This is a genomic window from uncultured Maribacter sp. (genome assembly GCF_947496775.1).
GTDB lineage: Bacteria > Bacteroidota > Bacteroidia > Flavobacteriales > Flavobacteriaceae > Maribacter_B.
On record NZ_CANMDU010000002.1, the window covers coordinates 331,676 to 351,329 of the forward strand.

At 32.5% G+C, this 19,654-nt stretch carries 20 protein-coding genes; 15 read left to right on the plus strand and 5 right to left on the minus strand.

All coding sequences use genetic code 11. The annotated features are described in order from the left end of the window. The first annotated feature begins 1 nt into the window (after window position 1). The 15 genes from Q0856_RS06070 to Q0856_RS06140 all read left to right on the plus strand — a co-directional run bounded on the left by Q0856_RS06070 (window position 2) and on the right by Q0856_RS06140 (window position 16,141). Window positions 2-1,297, plus strand: a complete 1,296-nt coding sequence (locus tag Q0856_RS06070) for an anthranilate synthase component I family protein (protein WP_298476007.1) — start codon at window positions 2-4, stop codon at window positions 1,295-1,297. Between the two features lie 40 nt (window positions 1,298-1,337). Then, complete coding sequence (tilS, locus tag Q0856_RS06075) at window positions 1,338-2,639, plus strand: tRNA lysidine(34) synthetase TilS (protein ID WP_298503447.1); 1,302 nt, start codon at window positions 1,338-1,340, stop codon at window positions 2,637-2,639. 1 nt (window position 2,640) lies between these two features. Continuing rightward, a complete protein-coding gene (locus Q0856_RS06080) occupies window positions 2,641-4,611 on the plus strand; it encodes a cytochrome c biogenesis protein CcdA (protein ID WP_298503449.1) in 1,971 nt (656 codons plus the stop codon). Window positions 4,612-4,906: 295 nt separating this feature from the next. Next, complete coding sequence (locus Q0856_RS06085) at window positions 4,907-7,318, plus strand: penicillin acylase family protein (RefSeq protein ID WP_298503451.1); 2,412 nt, start codon at window positions 4,907-4,909, stop codon at window positions 7,316-7,318. An 8-nt stretch (window positions 7,319-7,326) separates the two neighbouring features. After that, window positions 7,327-8,862, plus strand: coding sequence for a YifB family Mg chelatase-like AAA ATPase (locus Q0856_RS06090; protein WP_298475998.1), 1,536 nt, complete (start codon window positions 7,327-7,329; stop codon window positions 8,860-8,862). Window positions 8,863-8,992: 130 nt separating this feature from the next. Then, the gene (locus Q0856_RS06095; protein WP_298503453.1) at window positions 8,993-9,628 is read left to right on the plus strand and encodes an MOSC domain-containing protein; all 636 of its coding nucleotides are present in this window, start codon (window positions 8,993-8,995) and stop codon (window positions 9,626-9,628) included. 562 nt (window positions 9,629-10,190) lie between these two features. Then, entirely contained in the window at window positions 10,191-11,213 is a 1,023-nt protein-coding gene (locus Q0856_RS06100; protein ID WP_298503455.1) for a phosphotriesterase, read from the plus strand. A gap of 97 nt (window positions 11,214-11,310) precedes the next feature. Continuing rightward, window positions 11,311-11,862, plus strand: a complete 552-nt coding sequence (locus Q0856_RS06105; RefSeq protein ID WP_298475990.1) for a TetR/AcrR family transcriptional regulator — start codon at window positions 11,311-11,313, stop codon at window positions 11,860-11,862. 52 nt (window positions 11,863-11,914) lie between these two features. Next, window positions 11,915-12,775 (plus strand): SDR family oxidoreductase, encoded by an 861-nt coding sequence (locus Q0856_RS06110; RefSeq protein ID WP_298475988.1) that lies wholly within the window; start codon window positions 11,915-11,917, stop codon window positions 12,773-12,775. A 1-nt stretch (window position 12,776) separates the two neighbouring features. Continuing rightward, complete coding sequence (locus Q0856_RS06115) at window positions 12,777-13,130, plus strand: DoxX family protein (RefSeq protein ID WP_298475985.1); 354 nt, start codon at window positions 12,777-12,779, stop codon at window positions 13,128-13,130. Between the two features lie 319 nt (window positions 13,131-13,449). Continuing rightward, window positions 13,450-13,935 carry a nuclear transport factor 2 family protein gene (locus Q0856_RS06120; protein WP_298475982.1) on the plus strand — a complete coding sequence of 162 codons (486 nt, stop codon included), beginning with the start codon at window positions 13,450-13,452 and terminating at the stop codon, window positions 13,933-13,935. Between the two features lie 61 nt (window positions 13,936-13,996). Continuing rightward, a complete protein-coding gene (locus Q0856_RS06125; RefSeq protein WP_298503456.1) occupies window positions 13,997-14,791 on the plus strand; it encodes an RNA polymerase sigma factor in 795 nt (264 codons plus the stop codon). Between the two features lie 25 nt (window positions 14,792-14,816). After that, window positions 14,817-14,972, plus strand: a complete 156-nt coding sequence (locus Q0856_RS06130; RefSeq protein WP_298475974.1) for a hypothetical protein — start codon at window positions 14,817-14,819, stop codon at window positions 14,970-14,972. Window positions 14,973-15,132: 160 nt separating this feature from the next. Continuing rightward, window positions 15,133-15,543, plus strand: a complete 411-nt coding sequence (locus Q0856_RS06135; protein WP_298475971.1) for a hypothetical protein — start codon at window positions 15,133-15,135, stop codon at window positions 15,541-15,543. A 265-nt stretch (window positions 15,544-15,808) separates the two neighbouring features. Beyond that, a complete protein-coding gene (locus Q0856_RS06140; RefSeq protein ID WP_298475968.1) occupies window positions 15,809-16,141 on the plus strand; it encodes a hypothetical protein in 333 nt (110 codons plus the stop codon). A gap of 142 nt (window positions 16,142-16,283) precedes the next feature. Here the strand turns inward: Q0856_RS06140 and lpxD are convergent, their stop codons facing one another. The 5 genes from lpxD to Q0856_RS06165 all read right to left on the minus strand — a co-directional run bounded on the left by lpxD (window position 16,284) and on the right by Q0856_RS06165 (window position 19,600). Further along, the gene (lpxD, locus tag Q0856_RS06145) at window positions 16,284-17,273 is read right to left on the minus strand and encodes a UDP-3-O-(3-hydroxymyristoyl)glucosamine N-acyltransferase (protein WP_298503457.1); all 990 of its coding nucleotides are present in this window, start codon (window positions 17,271-17,273) and stop codon (window positions 16,284-16,286) included. Window positions 17,274-17,775: 502 nt separating this feature from the next. Continuing rightward, window positions 17,776-18,078, minus strand: coding sequence for a hypothetical protein (locus tag Q0856_RS06150; RefSeq protein ID WP_298475962.1), 303 nt, complete (start codon window positions 18,076-18,078; stop codon window positions 17,776-17,778). Window positions 18,079-18,151: 73 nt separating this feature from the next. Then, a complete protein-coding gene (locus Q0856_RS06155) occupies window positions 18,152-18,469 on the minus strand; it encodes a DUF3817 domain-containing protein (RefSeq protein WP_298503459.1) in 318 nt (105 codons plus the stop codon). Window positions 18,470-18,471: 2 nt separating this feature from the next. Next, window positions 18,472-18,936: a hypothetical protein gene (locus tag Q0856_RS06160; protein ID WP_298503461.1), complete on the minus strand. Its 465-nt coding sequence runs from the start codon at window positions 18,934-18,936 to the stop codon at window positions 18,472-18,474. 73 nt (window positions 18,937-19,009) lie between these two features. After that, window positions 19,010-19,600, minus strand: coding sequence for a TetR/AcrR family transcriptional regulator (locus Q0856_RS06165; protein ID WP_298503464.1), 591 nt, complete (start codon window positions 19,598-19,600; stop codon window positions 19,010-19,012). Window positions 19,601-19,654: the final 54 nt, after the last annotated feature.

Consider the following 19,654-nt stretch of genomic DNA (forward strand, 5'->3'; position numbering starts at 1 on the left):
TTTGAGAAAAACCATAGCGTATTCTATCGCTAATATTACCCAATTTAAAAAAGCTGCGTTGCAATGGTCGCAACAGTTTGATGAGGTTACTTGGTTAGATAGTAACAACCATACATCTAAATACAGTTCTTTCGATGCCCTTTTGGCAGTAGATGGTTTAACCGCTTTTGTTACCGATACAAAAAACGCCTTTCATGATTTTAAAGAATACCAGAAAACAACCAAAGATTGGTTGTTTGGCTATTTGTCTTATGATTTAAAAAATGATGTAGAACGCCTTTCTTCTTCTAATTTAGATAATCTGCATTTTCCAGAGCTTTATTTTTATCAGCCTAAAAAAATTATAAAAATAATAGGGTATACCGTTGAGTTTATTTACTTAAATATGGTTGATGATGAAATTGAGGAAGATTTTGATACTATTTCTTCATTAGCTTTAGTAGAAGACGAAAAAAAATCGAAGGATATTAAAATAAAGATGAGAATCTTTAAGGATGAATATTTTAGAAAAGTAAAGAAAATGCTTGCTTATATTCAACGAGGAGATATTTACGAAGCTAATTTTTGTCAAGAGTTTTACGCAGAAAATACTGAGATTAACCCGTTAAAGGTATTTAATAAACTAAATAATATTTCAGAAGCCCCTTTTGCTACTTTTTTAAAAGTACAAGATAAATATGTGTTATCTGCTTCTCCCGAGCGATACTTAAAAAAAGTAAGGAATACTCTTATTTCTCAGCCTATTAAAGGAACAGCAAAGCGATCTAAAGATACAGAAGAGGATGAAGAGTTAAAAAAATATTTATCCCAAGATGAAAAAGAAAGAGCGGAGAATATTATGATTGTAGATTTGGTTCGCAATGATTTATCTAAAAGTGCTACCAAGGGTTCTGTAAGAGTAGAGGAATTGTGTAAAGTATATTCCTTTGAGCAGGTACACCAAATGATATCAACAATTACTGCTGAAATTCCACTGGATAAGAATGTGGTAGATGTACTAAAAGAAACCTTTCCGATGGGAAGTATGACGGGTGCTCCAAAAGTCTCTGCTATGGAAATTATAGAGGAGTTAGAATCTTTTAAAAGAGGAGTGTATAGCGGTGCGGTTGGTTATATAACACCAGAACAAGATTTCGATTTTAATGTTATCATCCGTAGTATTTTGTATAACGCCACGGAAAAGTACGTTTCTTATGCTGTGGGGGGAGCAATTACCGCCAAGGCTATTCCAGAAAGGGAATATGAAGAGTGCTTATTAAAAGCAAAGGCTATGCGCCAAGTTTTAGAAAGTAAATAAGGCATTGGGTAAAGGGCAAGACTTTAAGTACCTTTGTAAAGTGCAAGAATTGTTTTATAAACATATAGAAAATAAGTTTCCGGAATTAAAAAAAACTAAGTTCCTACTTGCCTGTAGTGGTGGAATAGATAGTATTGTTTTGGCTCATTTATGTGCTAATGTAAATCTAGATTTTGAAATAGCACATTGTAATTTTAATTTGCGAGGAATAGAGAGTGATAAAGATGCTGAATTTGTACAGAATTTCTCAAAAAAAATAAACAAAAAAATATATATAACTCGTTTTGATACAGTTGATTACGTTAATAATAATAAGGTGTCTGTTCAAATAGCAGCAAGAGAGCTTCGTTATAAGTGGTTTGCCAAAATTCAAGAAGAAAATTCTATACAATATTTAGTTACTGCACATCATGCAGATGACGATTTAGAAACTTTTATTATTAACCTTTCCAGAGGAACCGGTATAGATGGTTTAAAGGGGATTCCATCTAACACCACTAATATAAAAAGGCCGTTATTAAAATTTTCACAAGAGCAAATAATGATTTTTGCGCAGACCCAAAAATTAGAATGGAGAGAAGACCAGAGTAACGGAGATACTAAATATTTAAGAAACAAAATAAGACATCAGATAGTGCCTCTTTTAAAAGAATTACACCCTTCTTTTTTAGATAATTTTATAAAGACGCAACGGTATTTAGAACAAACCGCAGCTATTTCAGAAGATGCAATTCAAAATACTAGAAACAACCTATTTGTATCTGAAGGAGATAACATTAAAATAGACATAGAAGAATTGCAACATCTGAAACCTTTAAAAGGCTACATTCATGGCCTTTTTAAAAGGTACGGATTTACGGAATGGCAAAATGTTGCAGATTTGCTTACAGCCATGTCTGGAAAGGAAATTCATTCGGACACCTACCGTTTATTAAAGGATAGAAAACATTTATTACTAGCTCCTTTACATAAGGCTTCTCAGAAAACATTTAATATTTCGGAGGATAATACGTTTATTAAAGAACCTGTAACTATTAAGGTAGAAGAAGTAGTTTCATTAGAGAAGAGCACTTCTAACACCCTTTTTGTAGATAAAGAAAAGTTAAAATACCCTTTAACGATAAGGAAATGGAAAAAAGGCGACTACTTTTATCCTTTTGGTATGCATGGCAAAAAAAAGTTAGCAAAATACTTTAAGGATGAGAAAGTAGATGTTTTGTCTAAAGAAAATCAATGGTTGCTCTGCAGTGAGGATCAAATAGTTTGGGTTATTGGTAAGCGAGGAGACAATCGTTTTAAAGTAACTTCTACAACAAAAAATATTTTAAAATTTCAGTTATAAAATGAAGCGTATTATAGCAGTGTTTTTTTCGTTTGTTTTTAGTTTTATAGGTCTTGCGCAAGATGAAGACAATCCCGTAGTATGGAGTCAAGAAATACATAAAGTATCGGATACAGATTATGAGTTAATCCTTATTGGGAAATTAGCTCCTGAATGGCATTTGTATTCCCAGCATACTGCAGAAGGAGGGTCTTTAGCAACGGAATTTAGTTTTGTAAATGTTAATGAGGATTACCAGTTGATAGGAAAAACTGAAGAAAGCAAGACTCATTCTGAGTTTAGTGAAGTTTTCGAAGTAGAAGAAACGTTCTTTTCTGAAAAAGCAATCTTTAAGCAAAAAATAAAAGCACTGAAGCCAGGACTAGCGCAGGTAGAGGTAAAGATGTTTTTTCAAGTATGTAAAGAAGTTTGTATTACTAGAGACGAGTCGTTTACTTTTTCTTTGAATGGAGCCCCAATAGTAAAAGCAGAAGATAAAGTTGATGACCACAGTTTAGCAATGAGTTCTGCTTTAAAGTTAGATTTAAAGAATAAAGAACTATTAAATAATGAGGAAACCGATGTACAGCAGAAATCAGGGCTTTGGGTTATTTTTGGATTGGGTTTTTTAGGAGGATTAATTGCACTTTTAACCCCATGTGTTTTTCCAATGATTCCGCTTACGGTTTCTTTTTTTACTAAACAATCGCAAAATAAATCTAAAGGGGTCGTCAATGCATTGCTCTATGGTTTTTTTATAGTTCTTATATATTTTCTATTGAGTTTGCCTTTCCATTTGTTCGATTCGGTGGACTCGCAAATACTAAATACCATAGCTACTAATGTATGGTTAAACCTAGCATTTTTCATTGTTTTTGTGTTTTTTGCGTTTTCGTTTTTTGGGTATTACGAACTTACATTACCAAGTTCTTGGGCTAATAAAATGGATGCAGCTTCCACTAAGGTTGGTGGTTTTATTGGCATCTTTTTTATGGCAGTAACACTAGCAATTGTATCTTTTTCTTGTACAGGTCCAATATTAGGAGGACTATTAGGCAGCACAACACTTGCCGAAGGTGATGTTGCAAATAATCTTTCCGCAGGAATGACTGGTTTTGGAGTAGCTTTAGCTTTACCATTTGCATTATTTGCCATGTTCCCAGCTTGGTTAAATTCCTTACCTAAATCTGGTGGATGGATGACCACAGTAAAAGTTGTTCTTGGTTTTCTAGAACTAGGTTTAGCACTTAAATTTTTATCCAATGCCGATTTAGTTGGAAATTGGGGGATATTAAAAAGAGAAGTGTTTTTAGGAATTTGGGTAGTGCTTTCTTTATTAATGGGGCTTTATTTGTTAGGAGTCTTTAAATTTCCGCATGACGGGCCAAAGCAAAAATTATCATTTGGAAGAAAATTAACTGGAATCTTAAGTTTTTCCTTCATGCTATATTTGGTATTAGGAATGACGAAGGTTGTTAATTTAAAATTGTTGAGCGGATTTCCGCCCCCAGAATTCTATAGTATAATTTCGCAGGAAAGCGATTGTCCCTTAGGATTAGATTGTTACAAAGATTTTGAATCGGGTCTAGCTTATGCTAAAAAAGTAAATAAACCTATTTTGTTAGATTTTACGGGTATGGCATGTGTAAACTGCCGTAAGATGGAAGAAAATGTATGGAGCGAGCCAGCTGTATATGAGCTATTAAAAGAGGAGTATGTGCTTATTTCGCTGTATGTAGATTATAGAAAAGAACTACCAAAAGAGGAACAATTTAAGTTTAAGTACGACTCTGGTCGTGTTAAAATCATAGAAACCATTGGCCAGAAATGGGGGACTTTTCAGGATATAAACTTCAATGCCGCTTCCCAGCCTTATTATGTTCTTATTTCTTCGGATATGGAAATTCTAAATAAAGCCATTCAAAGTACAGATAGCGATACTTATGAAAAATGGTTAAGACTAGGTGTAGAAAATTTTAAGAAAAAGCAATAAGTAGGAATAATACTACGTTTTAAGCATAAGAACCTTTATGGTTTATACGGTAATGTTATTTGTTTTACCTTAAAATATTATGCTTTATGATAAAATTAAAAAAACTTGCAGTTTTGCTACTAATGCTTTTTGGTGTGGTATTTTACAGTATAATGTTTATTAGTTATGTAATAAAATTATTCTAATTCGGAACATTTAATTATGGAATATAAAACGTGTAAAGCACCAAGTTGGGTGCTTTTTTTATGAAATAATTTTTTATCTTTCCAGAGTACCCTCAAAGTTATTTTAATAGATGATAAAATTTAAAAAAGTAGCAGTTTATGTACTAATGTTTATAGGAGTTCTTCTCCTATTACTTTTTGTATCTATATCTTTTCTTAAGCCAAATTATAAAGGTGAAGTAAAATTTTTGTCTCTTAAAAAGGAAGTCTCTGTACATTATGATACCTATGGAATACCACATATTTACGGCGAAACAGAAGAGGATGCTTATAAGGCCTTAGGGTATGTACACGCGCAAGATAGGCTTTGGCAAATGGAACTTATGCGTAGAATTAGCACGGGTAGATTATCTCAAGTATTTGGAAAAGATTTAATAGGTATGGATAAATTCTTTCTTTCCTTAGGAATAGCAGATGCAGCAGAGAAAACAGTTGCAACCTTAGATTTAAATAGTGAGATAATAGCATTGTCTAAAGCTTATTTGGAAGGGGTTAATAAGTTTATAAAAGACGGACCAACACCAATAGAATATTATCTTACGGGAATAGAAAAGCAAGACTTTACTCTGGTAGATATGTATAATACAGTAGGTTACATGGCTTTTAGCTTTGCTATGGCACATAAAACGGATCCTTTACTAACCAATATAAAAGATAAGTTAGGCGTTGCATATTTAGCTGATTTAGAAATAAATGTAGATCCTAATACTACATGGATAAAAAACTACGCATCGCAAGAAACCGATTCATTAACCCGTAAAACGGAAATTCAGAATACAATTGCTTCTACAGTAAATACTACTCTTGGTAAAATGGCACTTCCTTTGTTCGAGGGAAGTAATAGTTGGGTTATAGCTCCTGAGAAAACTAAAAATGGAGCAGTAATATTCGCTAATGACCCACATATTGGTTTTGCACAACCCTCAGTTTGGTATGAGGCGCACATAAGTACACCAACCTACAAAAAGTATGGTTATCATTTAGGAGGAGTCCCATTTCCTCTTTTAGGGCATAATAGAAAACTCGCGTATGGTTTAACTATGTTCGAGAATGACGATGTGGATTTTTATTATGAAGAAACTAACCCAGCGGATAGCACTCAGTATAAAACCCCGACGGGTTGGGAGCCATATACTTTGGTAACCAAGAGTATTAAGGTTAAAGACGAAGAAGATGTTATTTTTACCTACAAGAAAACAAGACATGGACCTGTATTAAATGGGATTGCAAATCAAATTACCGGAGAAAGACCCATTAGTATGTCTTGGACGTATACTAGCCAAGAAAACAAAGTATTTAGTGCTTTGTATAGTATGTCTCATGCTAATAATTTAGAAGAATTTAAAAGAGGCTTACCTAATATTCATGCCCCAGGCCTGAACGTTATGTACGGAGATGCTAAAGGAAATATTGCTTGGTTTGCCACGGCAAAATTGCATACGTTACCAGATAGGGTAAATTCCAAAATGATTATGAATGGCAGCTCTGGTGCTTATGAAAGATTAGGATATTTAGATTTTAGTAAAAATCCAAAAGCGATTAATCCGCCATGGAATTATGTGTATTCTGCAAATAACCAGCCAGATTCCGTGGAAGGAAGTTTATATCCGGGATATTATTTACCAGAAAATAGAGCCAAACGTATTACTCAATTATTAGAGCCGAAAAACGATTGGGATAAGAAATCGGCAAGTAAAATGATAACTGATGCTGCGTCACCCGTGAACCTTTTAGTGCTTACAGGTTTATGTAAGGTAATAGATGTTAAAAATCTGAATAGCAATGAGTTGTCGTTGTTAGATGATTTAAATAAGTGGCAAGGAGATTATCCCTTAAATAGTTACTCCGCAACGGTTTATCATCGTTGGGTGTATTACTTTTTAAAAAATACATTTTCCGATGAATTAGGGGAGGAAATGTTCAACCAATTATTATCCACACACTTACATAAAAGACTTATAGCTCCAATGGCAAGTAAGAACTCTTCTGTCTGGTGGGATAATGTAAACACCAAAGAAAAAAAGGAAACGCAAGCTGATATAATTAATACTTCTTTTAAAGAAGCATGGGCATCTTTAGAAGACGATTTTGGAGCTAATTATAAAAAATGGACTTGGGATAAAGTGCATACCTTGGAACACGAGCATCCTATTGGAAAAGTAAAAGCGTTACGTTCTTTTTTCAATGTTGGTCCTTTTCCAGTTATGGGTAGCCGAGAAGTAATTAATAATATGTTTTTTGGCTATAATAACACAGGAAAGTATAAAGTAAGTTCCGGCCCTTCTACACGTAGAATTATAGATTTCTCTGATGTAGAAAATAGTATAAGTATTCTTCCAACCGGGCAATCTGGTAATCCATTTAGTAGACATTACAAAGACCAAGCCCAAATGTTTGTTAATGGAGAGTTTCGAAAAATGTTAATGAATAAGAAAGAGATAGAAGAGACTTCAAAATCATTGCTTATATTTAGTCCAAACTAAATAGGATTATGCTTACAAAAGTTTATGGTAGTTCTGTCTTTGGGGTAGAGGCTACCACGATTATCGTTGAAGTTAATGTAGATAAAGGAGTTGGTTATCATTTGGTGGGTTTACCAGATAATGCCATAAAAGAAAGTAATTACAGAATTGCAGCGGCGCTTTTAAATAATGGTTTTAAAATTCCGGGAAAAAAGATTACCATAAATATGGCACCTGCCGATTTACGAAAAGAGGGGTCGGCTTACGATTTAACTTTGGCATTAGGAATTCTTACTGCATCGAACCAAATACAATCTAAGGATTTGGAAAAGTATATTATCATGGGAGAACTATCCTTGGACGGTAGTTTGCAACCTATAAAAGGAGCTTTGCCCATTGCAATAAAGGCTAGGGAAGAGGGCTTTAAAGGATTTATTCTTCCTAATGAAAATGCAAAAGAAGCAGCAATAGTATCTGATTTAGAAGTTTTTGGTGTAGAAAATATAAAAGAGGTTATCGATTTTTTTGATAAAGGAACGCCCTTAAAACAGACTATTGTAAATACTAGAGAAGAGTTTGCTAAGAATTTGGATTTTCCGGAGTTCGATTTTTCCGATGTAAAAGGACAAGAAAGCATAAAACGGTGTATGGAAATTGCAGCAGCAGGCGGGCATAATATTATTCTTATCGGCCCTCCGGGAGCGGGAAAAACTATGCTGGCCAAGAGATTACCTTCTATTTTACCTCCGATGACCCTAAATGAGGCTTTGGAAACCACTAAAATACATAGTGTGGTAGGAAAGGTAAAGAATATGGGGTTAATGAGTCAACGGCCATTTAGAAGTCCCCATCATACCATTTCCGATGTAGCATTGGTAGGAGGAGGGGCATACCCGCAACCCGGAGAAATATCTTTATCGCATAACGGAGTTTTGTTTTTAGATGAATTGCCGGAATTTAAACGTGGTGTATTAGAAGTCATGCGCCAACCGTTAGAAGACAGAGAAGTAACTATTTCTAGAGCAAGATTTACGGTTACGTATCCTAGTAGTTTTATGTTGGTTGCTAGTATGAATCCTAGTCCTGGAGGGTATTTTAATGACCCAGATGCTCCAGTAACTTCATCGCCAGCAGAAATGCAGCGGTATCTTGGAAAAATATCGGGTCCTTTATTGGATAGAATAGATATTCATATAGAGGTTACTCCTGTACCTTTTGAAAAGCTTTCTGAAGAACGTAAAGGAGAAAGTAGTGTGGAGATACGAAAACGAGTAACGGTGGCAAGAGAACTGCAAACAGAACGTTTTAAAGATTTAGATAATGTGCATTACAATGCCCAAATGAATACCAAGCAAATACGGGAATACTGTAAGTTAGACGAAGCTTCTAAGCAACTTTTAAAAAACGCCATGGAAAGACTAAACCTTTCTGCCAGAGCCTATGACAGGATACTAAAAGTAGCACGTACCATTGCCGATTTAGAAAATAAAAAAGAAGTAAATGGCACCCATATAGGCGAAGCCATTCAATATAGAAGTTTAGATAGGGAAGGCTGGTTGGGGTAATAGTGCATTTGTGTTAAATTGCTTTTAAATACAGTATAAGAGTTATAGAATAAATAAATTTAAATCATTAACCATTTAATTTGATTATAAAATGGTTAACCAATATCAGGATAATACAGAATCACTCTTAATGAAAATAATATCAACTAATATAGGGAAGCGAACTACTTTCATTTGGAATGGAAAAGAAGAAGCTACAGGAATATATAAAAATCCAACAAACAAGCCTATTTACTTAACAAAGAATGATGTAATAAGTGATGAAATTTCTAACCGGTTAAATCACGGAGGTTATTATAAAGCTTGTTATATTTTTTCATCTGAACAATATCCGTATTGGAAAAAATTATACCCTAAACTTGATTGGACTTGGGGAATGTTTGGAGAAAATTTAACGGTTTCTGGCTTTGATGAACGACAAGTGTATTTGGGAGATATTTATAAAGTTGGACAAGCTGTAGTACAAATTTCGCAATATAGAGAACCTTGTTATAAGCTGGGACACAAATTTGGAACTCAAAAAGTACTTAAACAATTCATTGAACACGGATTTGGAGGAACTTATTTAAGTATTCTTGAAGAAGGATATGTTACCATTAATGATGAATTTGATTTAATAGAACGTCCGAAAAAAAGTTTAACTGTATCAGAATTGTTTCATTTAGTTCATGCAAAAGAAAAAAATCAGGAATTATTGAAAATAATTGTTGACAGTAAGGCCATACCGCCGAAAAAAAGAATATTATTTAGTAAGTTTTTAAAATAGACTGTTAAAAAACGAAAGTAACAACTTATATAAAATAGTGGTTTAATTACTTAAACGGAAATGATTTTTGTAATGAACACTTTCTACGGAAATACCCTTTTAAAATAACAATCACCTCCTAGAAGCATAAAAGATAGGCTAAATGTTTAGCAACAAAGAAGGGATAGTTATTGGAACACAACGGACCGTTTGGATCAAGTTGAAAGTATGTTAAACGATTATATGAGCCAATCGTAATTGAAAAATCGCTGCGAAAATATGATTTTAAAAATTAATGAGTTCAATCAAGGAACTTATAGTATTAAAACAAATGAGAGAGAAGAACTTTGTTCATTTTTGTGATAAAACGATTAATGCAACGGGAATTGAATTACCATAAAAAAGCGACCCTACATCAAATTCATAAAGATTAGTAAATTAACTGGTTACAAGGTGCTATGTACATAATGAACTAAAATTTTTCAGCCCTAATTGGGGCATTGATTATATCCTAAACCGTTAGGTGTCAATAAATAATAGACGAAATTTGATTAAATTTATTAAAATATTATAGCGTAAATCCATGAATAAGAAACTAAAAATTAATTTTTTATTTCTTTTCTTATTAATAGGTTGTGGTTCTAAAAAACAACCGTTAATACAAGATGTAAACGGAACACACCGATTAACTTCTAATCAAATATGGTTATCACACGAACATATTTTAGTCGATTTTATAGGAGCAGACAGTATACAACCAAATAAATGGAACCATGATACGATAATTAAAGAAGTAATGCCTTATCTCCAGGAGCTTAAAGAGTTTAATGTTACTTATTTCGTTGACGCTACGCCAGATTACTTAGGAAGAGATGTATTACTTCTTGAGAAGATTGCCAATAAAACGGGTATCAATATTATTACAAATACTGGTCTTTATGGAGCTCGAAATAATAAATTTATTCCTGAATATGCTCAAGAAATGGCAGCAGAAGATCTTGCTAAGATGTGGATTAATGAATATAAGAATGGTATTGATGGAACTTCAATAAGACCAGGCTTTATTAAGATTGGTATAGATACTTCTGATTCCTTACCTGTAATACATAAAAAGTTGGTAAAAGCTGCAGCTCTATCTCATCTAAAAACAGGTTTAACTATAGCATCACACACGGGAAAAGCGATAGGTTTATGGTCGCAATTAGACATTCTTAAAGAAATTGGAGTTTCGCCGGAGGCTTTTATTTGGGTGCATGCGCAGGAAGAAGATAATAATGACAATTATCTTAAAGCAGCAAAGTTGGGATGTTGGATAAGTCTTGATGGATTAGGCTGGGAATTGGAAAAACATGTTGAAAAACTATTATTCGCAAAAAGAAATGGAATTTTAGACAGAATTTTAATTTCGCACGATTCTGGTTGGTATGATCCGCAAAGAGAAAATCAAGCAATCAGACCATATACAAATATTTTTAAGAAACTCTATCCAGAACTAAAAACTCATGGGTTTACAGAGGAAGAATTCAAAGTATTGCTAAGCGTCAATCCGTCAAAGGCCTTTTTAATAGAAGTCAGAAAATCTCCTTCGGACAAAAATAGTCAGTAATACATCAAGACATTGTAAAACATATAAAAAATAACATATTTTGAAAAGAGTAGCGTAATTCTTGGAATAATCATTCCAAGTGTTATACATTTGCAAAGTGGAAAAAAAACAAATCATATTATCAGCTGCCCTTAAAATTCTAGTGAAAAAAGGGGTACATAACACACCTATGTCTGCTATTGGAAAAGCTGCTGAAACGGGAATGGGAACTATTTATAATTACTTCCCAAATAAAGATGCCCTAATTAATGAAATTTACACAGATATAAAAAAGCAAGAAAAATTGCTGTTTGAAAATTTTGAAGCGGATAAGCCGATCAAGACTCAATTTGAAAACTATTTTACCATAGCGGTCGATTTTTTCATAAATAATCCCAATTATTTCCTATTTATGGAGCAACTACAAGCTTCTCCTATTATAACGGAAAGGAGCAAAGAAGAAGGCAGAAAATCTATAACTCCTATTTTTGAACTTTTATCAGTAGGAAAAGAACAACGTATTATAAAAGAAATGGACACAGAAGAAATTTTGATGTTTATAGGTGGAGCTATTTTGTCGTATTTAAGATGGTATTTTAATCAAACCAAGAAAAATGAAACCTCACTTAAGAATCAAGTAATAATGGTTTGGGACGCAATTAAGGAATAAAAAAAAATTATCAACATTTTGGAATGAACATTCATTCCATTAACTAACAATTATGAAAAAGAACATATTAATTACAGGAACATCAACAGGAGTAGGATTTGAAAGTGCTCTTCTATTCGCCAAAAACAACTATAAGGTTTATGCTACAATGCGTAATCTTAAAAAAGCAGAGAATCTTAAGCAGAGAATCTTGGAAGAAAATCTTGATATAGAAATACTTCCTTTAGATGTAACTAAAATAGATTCTATTAAAGCTGCTGTAAATAGTATTATAGAAAAAGATGGGAAAATAGACGTGTTACTTAATAATGCAGGAGCTGGTTTTGCAAAAACAACAGAACAGGCTTCTGAAGAAGAAATTAGATGGGTTACAGATGTAAATTATCACGGAGTTGTATTTTGTACGCAAGCTGTATTACCTTATATGAGAAAACAAAAATCGGGTCAAATAATTAGTATTACTTCTGTTGGTGGTTTGGTTGGACAACCTTTTAACGAATTGTATTGCGGTGCCAAATTTGCTGTAGAAGGATATATGGAAGGACTAGCAACTTATATTGGAAATGCTTTCAATATCAAAATCACTTGTATTGAACCGGGAGGAATAGCTACCGAATTTATGACTTCTGCAATTGAAAAAACAGCTGTTAATGGACAATTTGCAACAGGCGAGTATGCACCAATATTTGAAAGATATATGGCGGGAAACCAAAAAAGAGCAAATGAAAGCAAAGAGCAAGTGTACCAAACAGGGATAGAAGTAGCAGAAGCTACTTTAGGTATTGCTCAAAACGAAAATCCACCTTTAAGAATCCGAACTTCCCAATGGGCCGAAGCTTTTTGTGAATTAAAAACAAAAGCTGATCCAGATGGACATAAAATAGTGAAACAATTACAAGATACTTTTTTATAATATGAAAGTAATTTATTGGTCTTCAACAGCAATAATATCCGCTTTTCTTTTCTTAAGCTCTTATAGTTATTTTTTTAGTAAAAGTACAATTCAAGGGATTAAAAATTTAGGCTTTCCTGATTTTTTCAGAGTAGAATTAGCTGTTTTAAAGTTAATAGCTGCAATTATATTGCTAATACCTTTAGCTTCAACGCAACTAAAAGAATGGGCGTATGCAGGTGTTGGATTATTTTTAATAACGGCCTTAGTTGCACATATTAAACATAAGGATTCTATCTTTATTATGATTCTATTACTAATTTTATTGGGAATTCTAATAATATCTAACATATATATGAATAAGTTTTTTAAATAAATACGGTGGGTAACATGGTTTTTAAAAAATAGCTGGGCTAGCACAAATCAGCATGGTTTGTGCTTTTATATAAACGGACTGGTAGAGAAAACACAAAAAAACAGACATAACTGCAGCGCTAAATAATATTGGAATTGTGTTTTTACCCAATGGAGAACACTTTATATCTAGAGTTATTGTCTTTTTACATTCGATTATCTATACACAAGTCTGTTTTTCATCAGCTTTGAAAAAAAAATGCAAAAAAAATTCACAGTTTCCATTTTTACTTGTCTAAACTTATGTAACCAAAAATAATAGGATACATAAATTAAAAACAATGTTTAAGACAAAAAGTTATTTACTTATTGCATTGACTTTTAGCCTAATTTGGGTTGGCAATGCGCAAACAAACAAAAAAATGGAAACAAATTTTAACTCACAACAAAAGGAAGTCTACAGTACTATTGAAAAAATGGTAATTGCATTTGAAAGCAAAGACATTGATGGTGTTTTGTCAACTTATGAAAAGAATGCAATAGTCATGTTTGAACCGGGCAAACCAATAACAGGTCATAATGAATTAAGACAAGCGTTTACGCAATTTGTAAACTTCAATCCAAACTATACTTTCTCTAGTCACGAGGTTTATATTTCAGGAGATATTGCTACTCATATTGCTCCATGGAACATGGTAGGTACTTTACCTGATGGTAATAAAATTGAGCAGAATGGACTATCAGTGGCTATCCTTAGAAGACAAACAGATGGAAGTTGGTTAATGATTCAGGATAATCCTCATGGTCAATTTCGTTTAAATAATTAAATTACTAGATACAATACAGGTTATTTTAATAACCTGTGTTTCTTTTTATATATTTTAGGATATGAACGAAGAAGAATTAATAAAGAAATCCTTAGACGGAGATAGAAAAAGCTTAGAAGAACTGATTAATTCAGTTAGAGATTCTATTTTCAATATGGCCATTAGGTTCCTTTATTCAAGAGAAGATTCGGAAGACGCCACTCAAGAAATTTTAATAAAAATAGTAACCAACCTTAGTAAGTTTAAAGCAAAAAGTAAATTTAAAACTTGGACATATCGTATTGCAACAAATTATCTTATTAATTTTAAAAAAACAAAAATAGAGCAACAAAACATATCCTTCGATTACTATGCAAATGACCTAAAAACATTTATAGCCCCTAAAGATTATAATTTACCAGATAAGAACCTTTTGGAAAAAGAAATGAAAACGAATTGTACGCTAGCCATGTTACAATGTTTAAATAGAGAACATAGAATAGCTTTCATTTTAGGAAGTATTTTAAAGATAAAAAGTAATGTTGGAGCAGAAATCACCAATACAAGTTCTTCAAATTTCAGAAAAAAAGTAGAAAAATCGAGAAAACTTATTGGTAACTTTATGAATAATAACTGTGGAGTTTACAATCCGAAAAACCCTTGTAGATGTAATGCAAGAATCAATACAGGAATGAAATGCGGTAGAATAAAAAGAGGAAATTTGCAATTTTTAAGCCATATTGAACTGTATAATGAAGAAATGGAAGAATTACATTCACTTACAGGGATATATCAAAATCATGGTTCTTTTGAAAGTAAGTTAAATTTCAACTCTCAATTGAGTCAACTTATTGCTTCAAAAAAAATAATGAATTGAAATAGCCGATCGCGCAACACTGGGCATGATTAATTTGAGATTAGGTATGATTCCTAGTTTAATTTTTGGAGCAAATAAAACGGAACCAAAACCATATAAAGTTGAATTCGTAAAGGAATTTGTTCTTGCTGGGTATTTTAGTTTAGACAAAGTAAAGACTGGGATAATCGAATTAGATTAAATACAACAATAGGAACGTAGCCGAATCTAATATTATTAAAAGACCCTCATGGTTCGACCTCGCTTAATTATGCAGAAATTGAAAGAGAAGAGGCTAAACAACTATATATTTTTTCTTAAATGACATAAATTTTAGTAAATAAAAACCCTTATATTAGTGTATGAGGTCAAAACAATGCAGCGTTTGTTCAGGTTTAGGAGAAAGAAATTTTGTGGCTGGGAGTAGCTCAACTTACGAACAATGCTATGCTTGTGATGGAACAGGTTACATTCAAGTAGCTGAACAAATAAGAGAAGAAACAGATGGAAGAACAAATGGTGGTAAAGCTATAGATCTTAAAGGAAAAAAAACTACCCCACCTGTAAGCTTAAGAGTTATTAAAATAGGTTGGTCAGTAGTTGTATTTGTAGTCACTTGTTTTCTTTCTAAAGGTGTAACGTCAAATAGTATTTATGTTTCCCTTGCTATTGGTCTTTTTGCAGCTTTTGTAATGTATAAGTGGTATAAAATACTTGCGCCTATTATAGGCTTTAGCTTATTAGCCTATGGTATTTATACAATTTTTGGGTAAAACAATTCAGCTCTCTGAAGTTTACAACTTTAAACTATTTACACAGTTTTTCTAAAATAAAAGAGACATGCCGGTTGTCTTAATGGTTAAATCTTTTAAAAAATGATAGTTATCATTTTTTTAAGCTATTTTTTGTTTAAATTATAAGTGATTCTACAAGATTAATTGGTTTTTATTAATTAATTATGAAAGCCTTTATAGTGAGAGCTTTTACTTTCATTTATGCAAACTAGGTTTTGTTATTACACTTTTAAATAAAAGAATAATGTTTATAGAAAAACAAATTTCTACATCAAAAAGGGATTTAGACATTTCCAAATTTTTAGTAAAAATAGAGCATAGCTATATACATATTATACAGCTAAAAGGTAGATTATGTTCTTATACATATGAGCCGCGAACATCTGATTTACATGAAAAATTAGAAGAGTTGAAATTACGAATAGAGTTGCTATGCATTTCGCATTTAAACCTTATGACTAAATTAAAAACTCCGGTTAATTTTATAGAAGTTCCCAAACAACAAGTAGAAGAACAGATAAGGGAAGCGTTGTTAATAGAAAAAGCTATTTCAGCGTATATGATTATGGCAAAATAATACTTCGAGGCTAATAGCTTCGAAGTATTATTTTTAAAACGTAAACAACCTCGGGGCAAGCCCACGAGGCACTAGAAGGAAAATTAGCATTGATTTCGACGCAAGCTTCTAACAATATAAATCTCTATTATCGATTAAAAAATTACTTTGCCAATTTTCTAAGGGTAACCCATTGTTTTAGCATTTCTCTAGAATCGCAAGCTGGGTAGCCAAGTACGGTTTTGCCAGCAGCAACATCACTAACCACGCCAGAACCTGCACCAACAGTTACGCCAGAGTGTAAGGTGGTATGGTCATTTATAGAGGCACTACCACCAATAATTACCCCATCTCCTAAAGTAACAGAACCAGCTAAACCACTATGACCAGCCATAATACAAGAACGACCCATAACGGAGTTGTGGCCTATTTGTACTAGATTATCTATTTTGCAACCATCACCGATTATGGTAGAACTAAATTTACCACGATCTACACAAGAATTAGAACCTATTTCTACTGCATTACCAATAACAACATTTCCTATTTGCGGAATTTTCACTAATCCTTTACCATCTGTACTTGGTCTAAATCCAAAACCATCAGCACCAATACTTACGTTGGTATGGATAATACAGCTATGCCCTATAATAGTACGTTCTCGAATTACGGTTCCAGACCAAATAGTACATCCGTTACCAAGAGTAGTATCGTCCATAATAGTAACATTAGGATATAAAATGGTATTATCACCAAGTATAACATTTTTACCTACATAAGTATTAGCTCCAATTTGGCACCCTTTTCCTAGAGTGGCTGTTTTATGTACTACGGCTGTTGGGTGAATATCCTCTTCAAATGCAGGTAGGCCTGGGTCAAATAATTCTAGAATTTTAGCCATAGCTAAATCTGCATTAGGAACTTTAATAAGGGCTTTGTTTTCTCCGGGTTCTAAATCTATTTTTTCATCAATTACGGCAACACTGGCATTGGAAGATGCCCAAAGTTTAGCATATTTTCTATTTCCTATAATAGTAATTTCTCCTTCTTTAGCATTTTCTAATTGCTCTGGTGCAGTAATAATTGCGGATGTATTGCCTAAAATTTCTCCATTTAATTCAGAATTAATTTCTGCTACGGTGAATGATTTCATAATGGTTAATAGTTTATTTATTTTTTAACAATATAGGTATAATTAATTGGGAGAATCCTATATGAATTAAATTTTTGGCAAATGTAGGGATTCCGTAGAGGCTTTATATTGAGATTTGTTTTTAGGCATTGTTTCCGCTACAATAAGTAATTATTTACTAGAATTAATTAAGCTTTACAGGTAATCTTGGATAAGGTTATCTTGTTTCTCAAATAGAGGTGAATAGGTACTTGTGACAAATGTTCTTAGGGTTTCTTTTTTCTCAATCGGTACTAATTTCAGTACCGAAGAAGTACCTTTTTGCTATTTCTGGATTAATCAGCGCTTTTCATATTTGAGAGGGGGGTAACTTTAAGGTCTAACGAGGGTACCGATATGAATTGTTTTTACCAAGTTACTTTTTTAGTATGTATAAACGATTGGTTATAATGATGAATTTTGAATATGCTTACTTGGGAGAGCAAAGATGTAGTCTCCGTAATGTATATTTTGTCCTTAATATTTACAATAGCTCACCTTGTATTAAAATAGAAGATTTTATAGACTGTTCTTTTAAATGCAAGAATTTTTTTCTTTTTTCATCTTGCTTAAAATTGTCGAAATCTTGTTGTGTGCTAAACTCTACTAAATGAATTTCATAGGGTTTTTCGATATTTCTTTCGATAATGGAATCTTCACTTGGTCGTATTCTTAAAGTTAACCGACCATTATATTTTAATAGGGTAGGGATTGCTATATTTTCGAATTCATTGAAAACCTTTTCTTGTCCATTTACGATGTATATTAATTGGGTTATATAAATCATGATTTTTCTTTTTTTGTTATACCAATTCACAGCTAACCATTAGCATATAAAAAGTAAGATAGTTGTTTTTATCTTATTTTTCATTTGTCTTTATATGACGAAGAATTTTGTAGTCGAGGTAAAAGGTACCAAAAGGAATAAGGCATGCTATAAGGAATTGCCAAGTTATTTTTTTAAAACTCCATTGTTTTTCTACACTAACACTTAAAGCATTTAGAATATAAAAAATAAATAATGCTCCATGAATTGGCCCCATACTTTTAGTTAGTGAAGGATTATGGTAATAATGTTTTAATGGAGCGGCTATAAAAACTAGAATAATTAAAGAAATACCCTCTAGAAAACCAAAAAGGCGTAAACGACCTACGGATGATGAAAAATATTTTATCATAATTAAAAAACTCTATAAATTGGTCTACTAGCAAAAGGAGAAAAAGGCCATGGAATGGCAATTAAAATGATAAAAAGCGCAACGCAAAACCACACCAGCGTGGTTTTAAACTTTTCTTTGTCCGTTAATTTCCTTTTAGCTAATGCGGAACCAATGGTTAAAACAATAATAGCTATGAACATTAGGCCCATATGAATGAGGCCATAAAATACTGCGTCAAAGTTTAATATGCTAGTTTTAGTATTAGACCAAAAACTCTTTACTACAGGACTTTGAAAATAGAGAATCATACCCAACATTAATTGAATATGGGCAATCGTCGCTGTCCAATGCCTAAAACTATTGTCGGTTTTGGAGTAGGTTTTTTTATAAGTATACCCTATGTATACTCTATATATAGAATACAATAAGAAAGTAAGTACAAGCCAACGAATTATGGAATGTAAAACTAATATAGTAGAATACATTTTCAGACTTTTTTTGATGATTAACAAAATTAAACTAAAAACATACTACTTAGTATGTTTTTAAATAAAAAAATTATTGTAAAGTATGTAAATAGGTTTTGAGTTGATTTAAATAGGGGAGGTATGCTTTTTTAGTATTCTCTAATTTTCCAAAATTTCGTATACCCCAATAACCAGAAATTACGAATACGGTTACGTGTTTTGCATTTACATCCTTGCGAACAAATGCATTTTCCTTTCCTTTTTCAATCAAGGAAGTCATACTTTGTATCCACAGTTTGGTTATTTCCTTTAAAGCTCTTCCAAAATCTACATTCCAAGGAGTCATTTCTTGCGTAAAGTTTGAAGTTGGGCAACCATATTCAACTTTTAAAAATTCGGTTTTCATTAAGAGGTTTTCCATTAAGGTGTAAATAGCATCTAACGGATTTTCTATAGTATATAGTGGGTCTATAAAACTTTCAGTAAGGGAGGGTTTTAGAATTTCGTTGATAATTGCAAGTCCCATTTCGTCTTTTGTCTTAAAATGATAATAAAAGGCACCTTTTGTTACTTGCGTTGTGGCAATAATTTCATCAATACTTGTTGTTTGGTAGCCTTTCGTATAAATCAGTTTAAACGCTTTGTGTAAAATGCTAAGTCGTGTAGTTTCTGCTTTTTTCATAAAAGGTACTATATAGTATTTTTACAAAGAAAAGATAAAATGATTGGGTTCCAA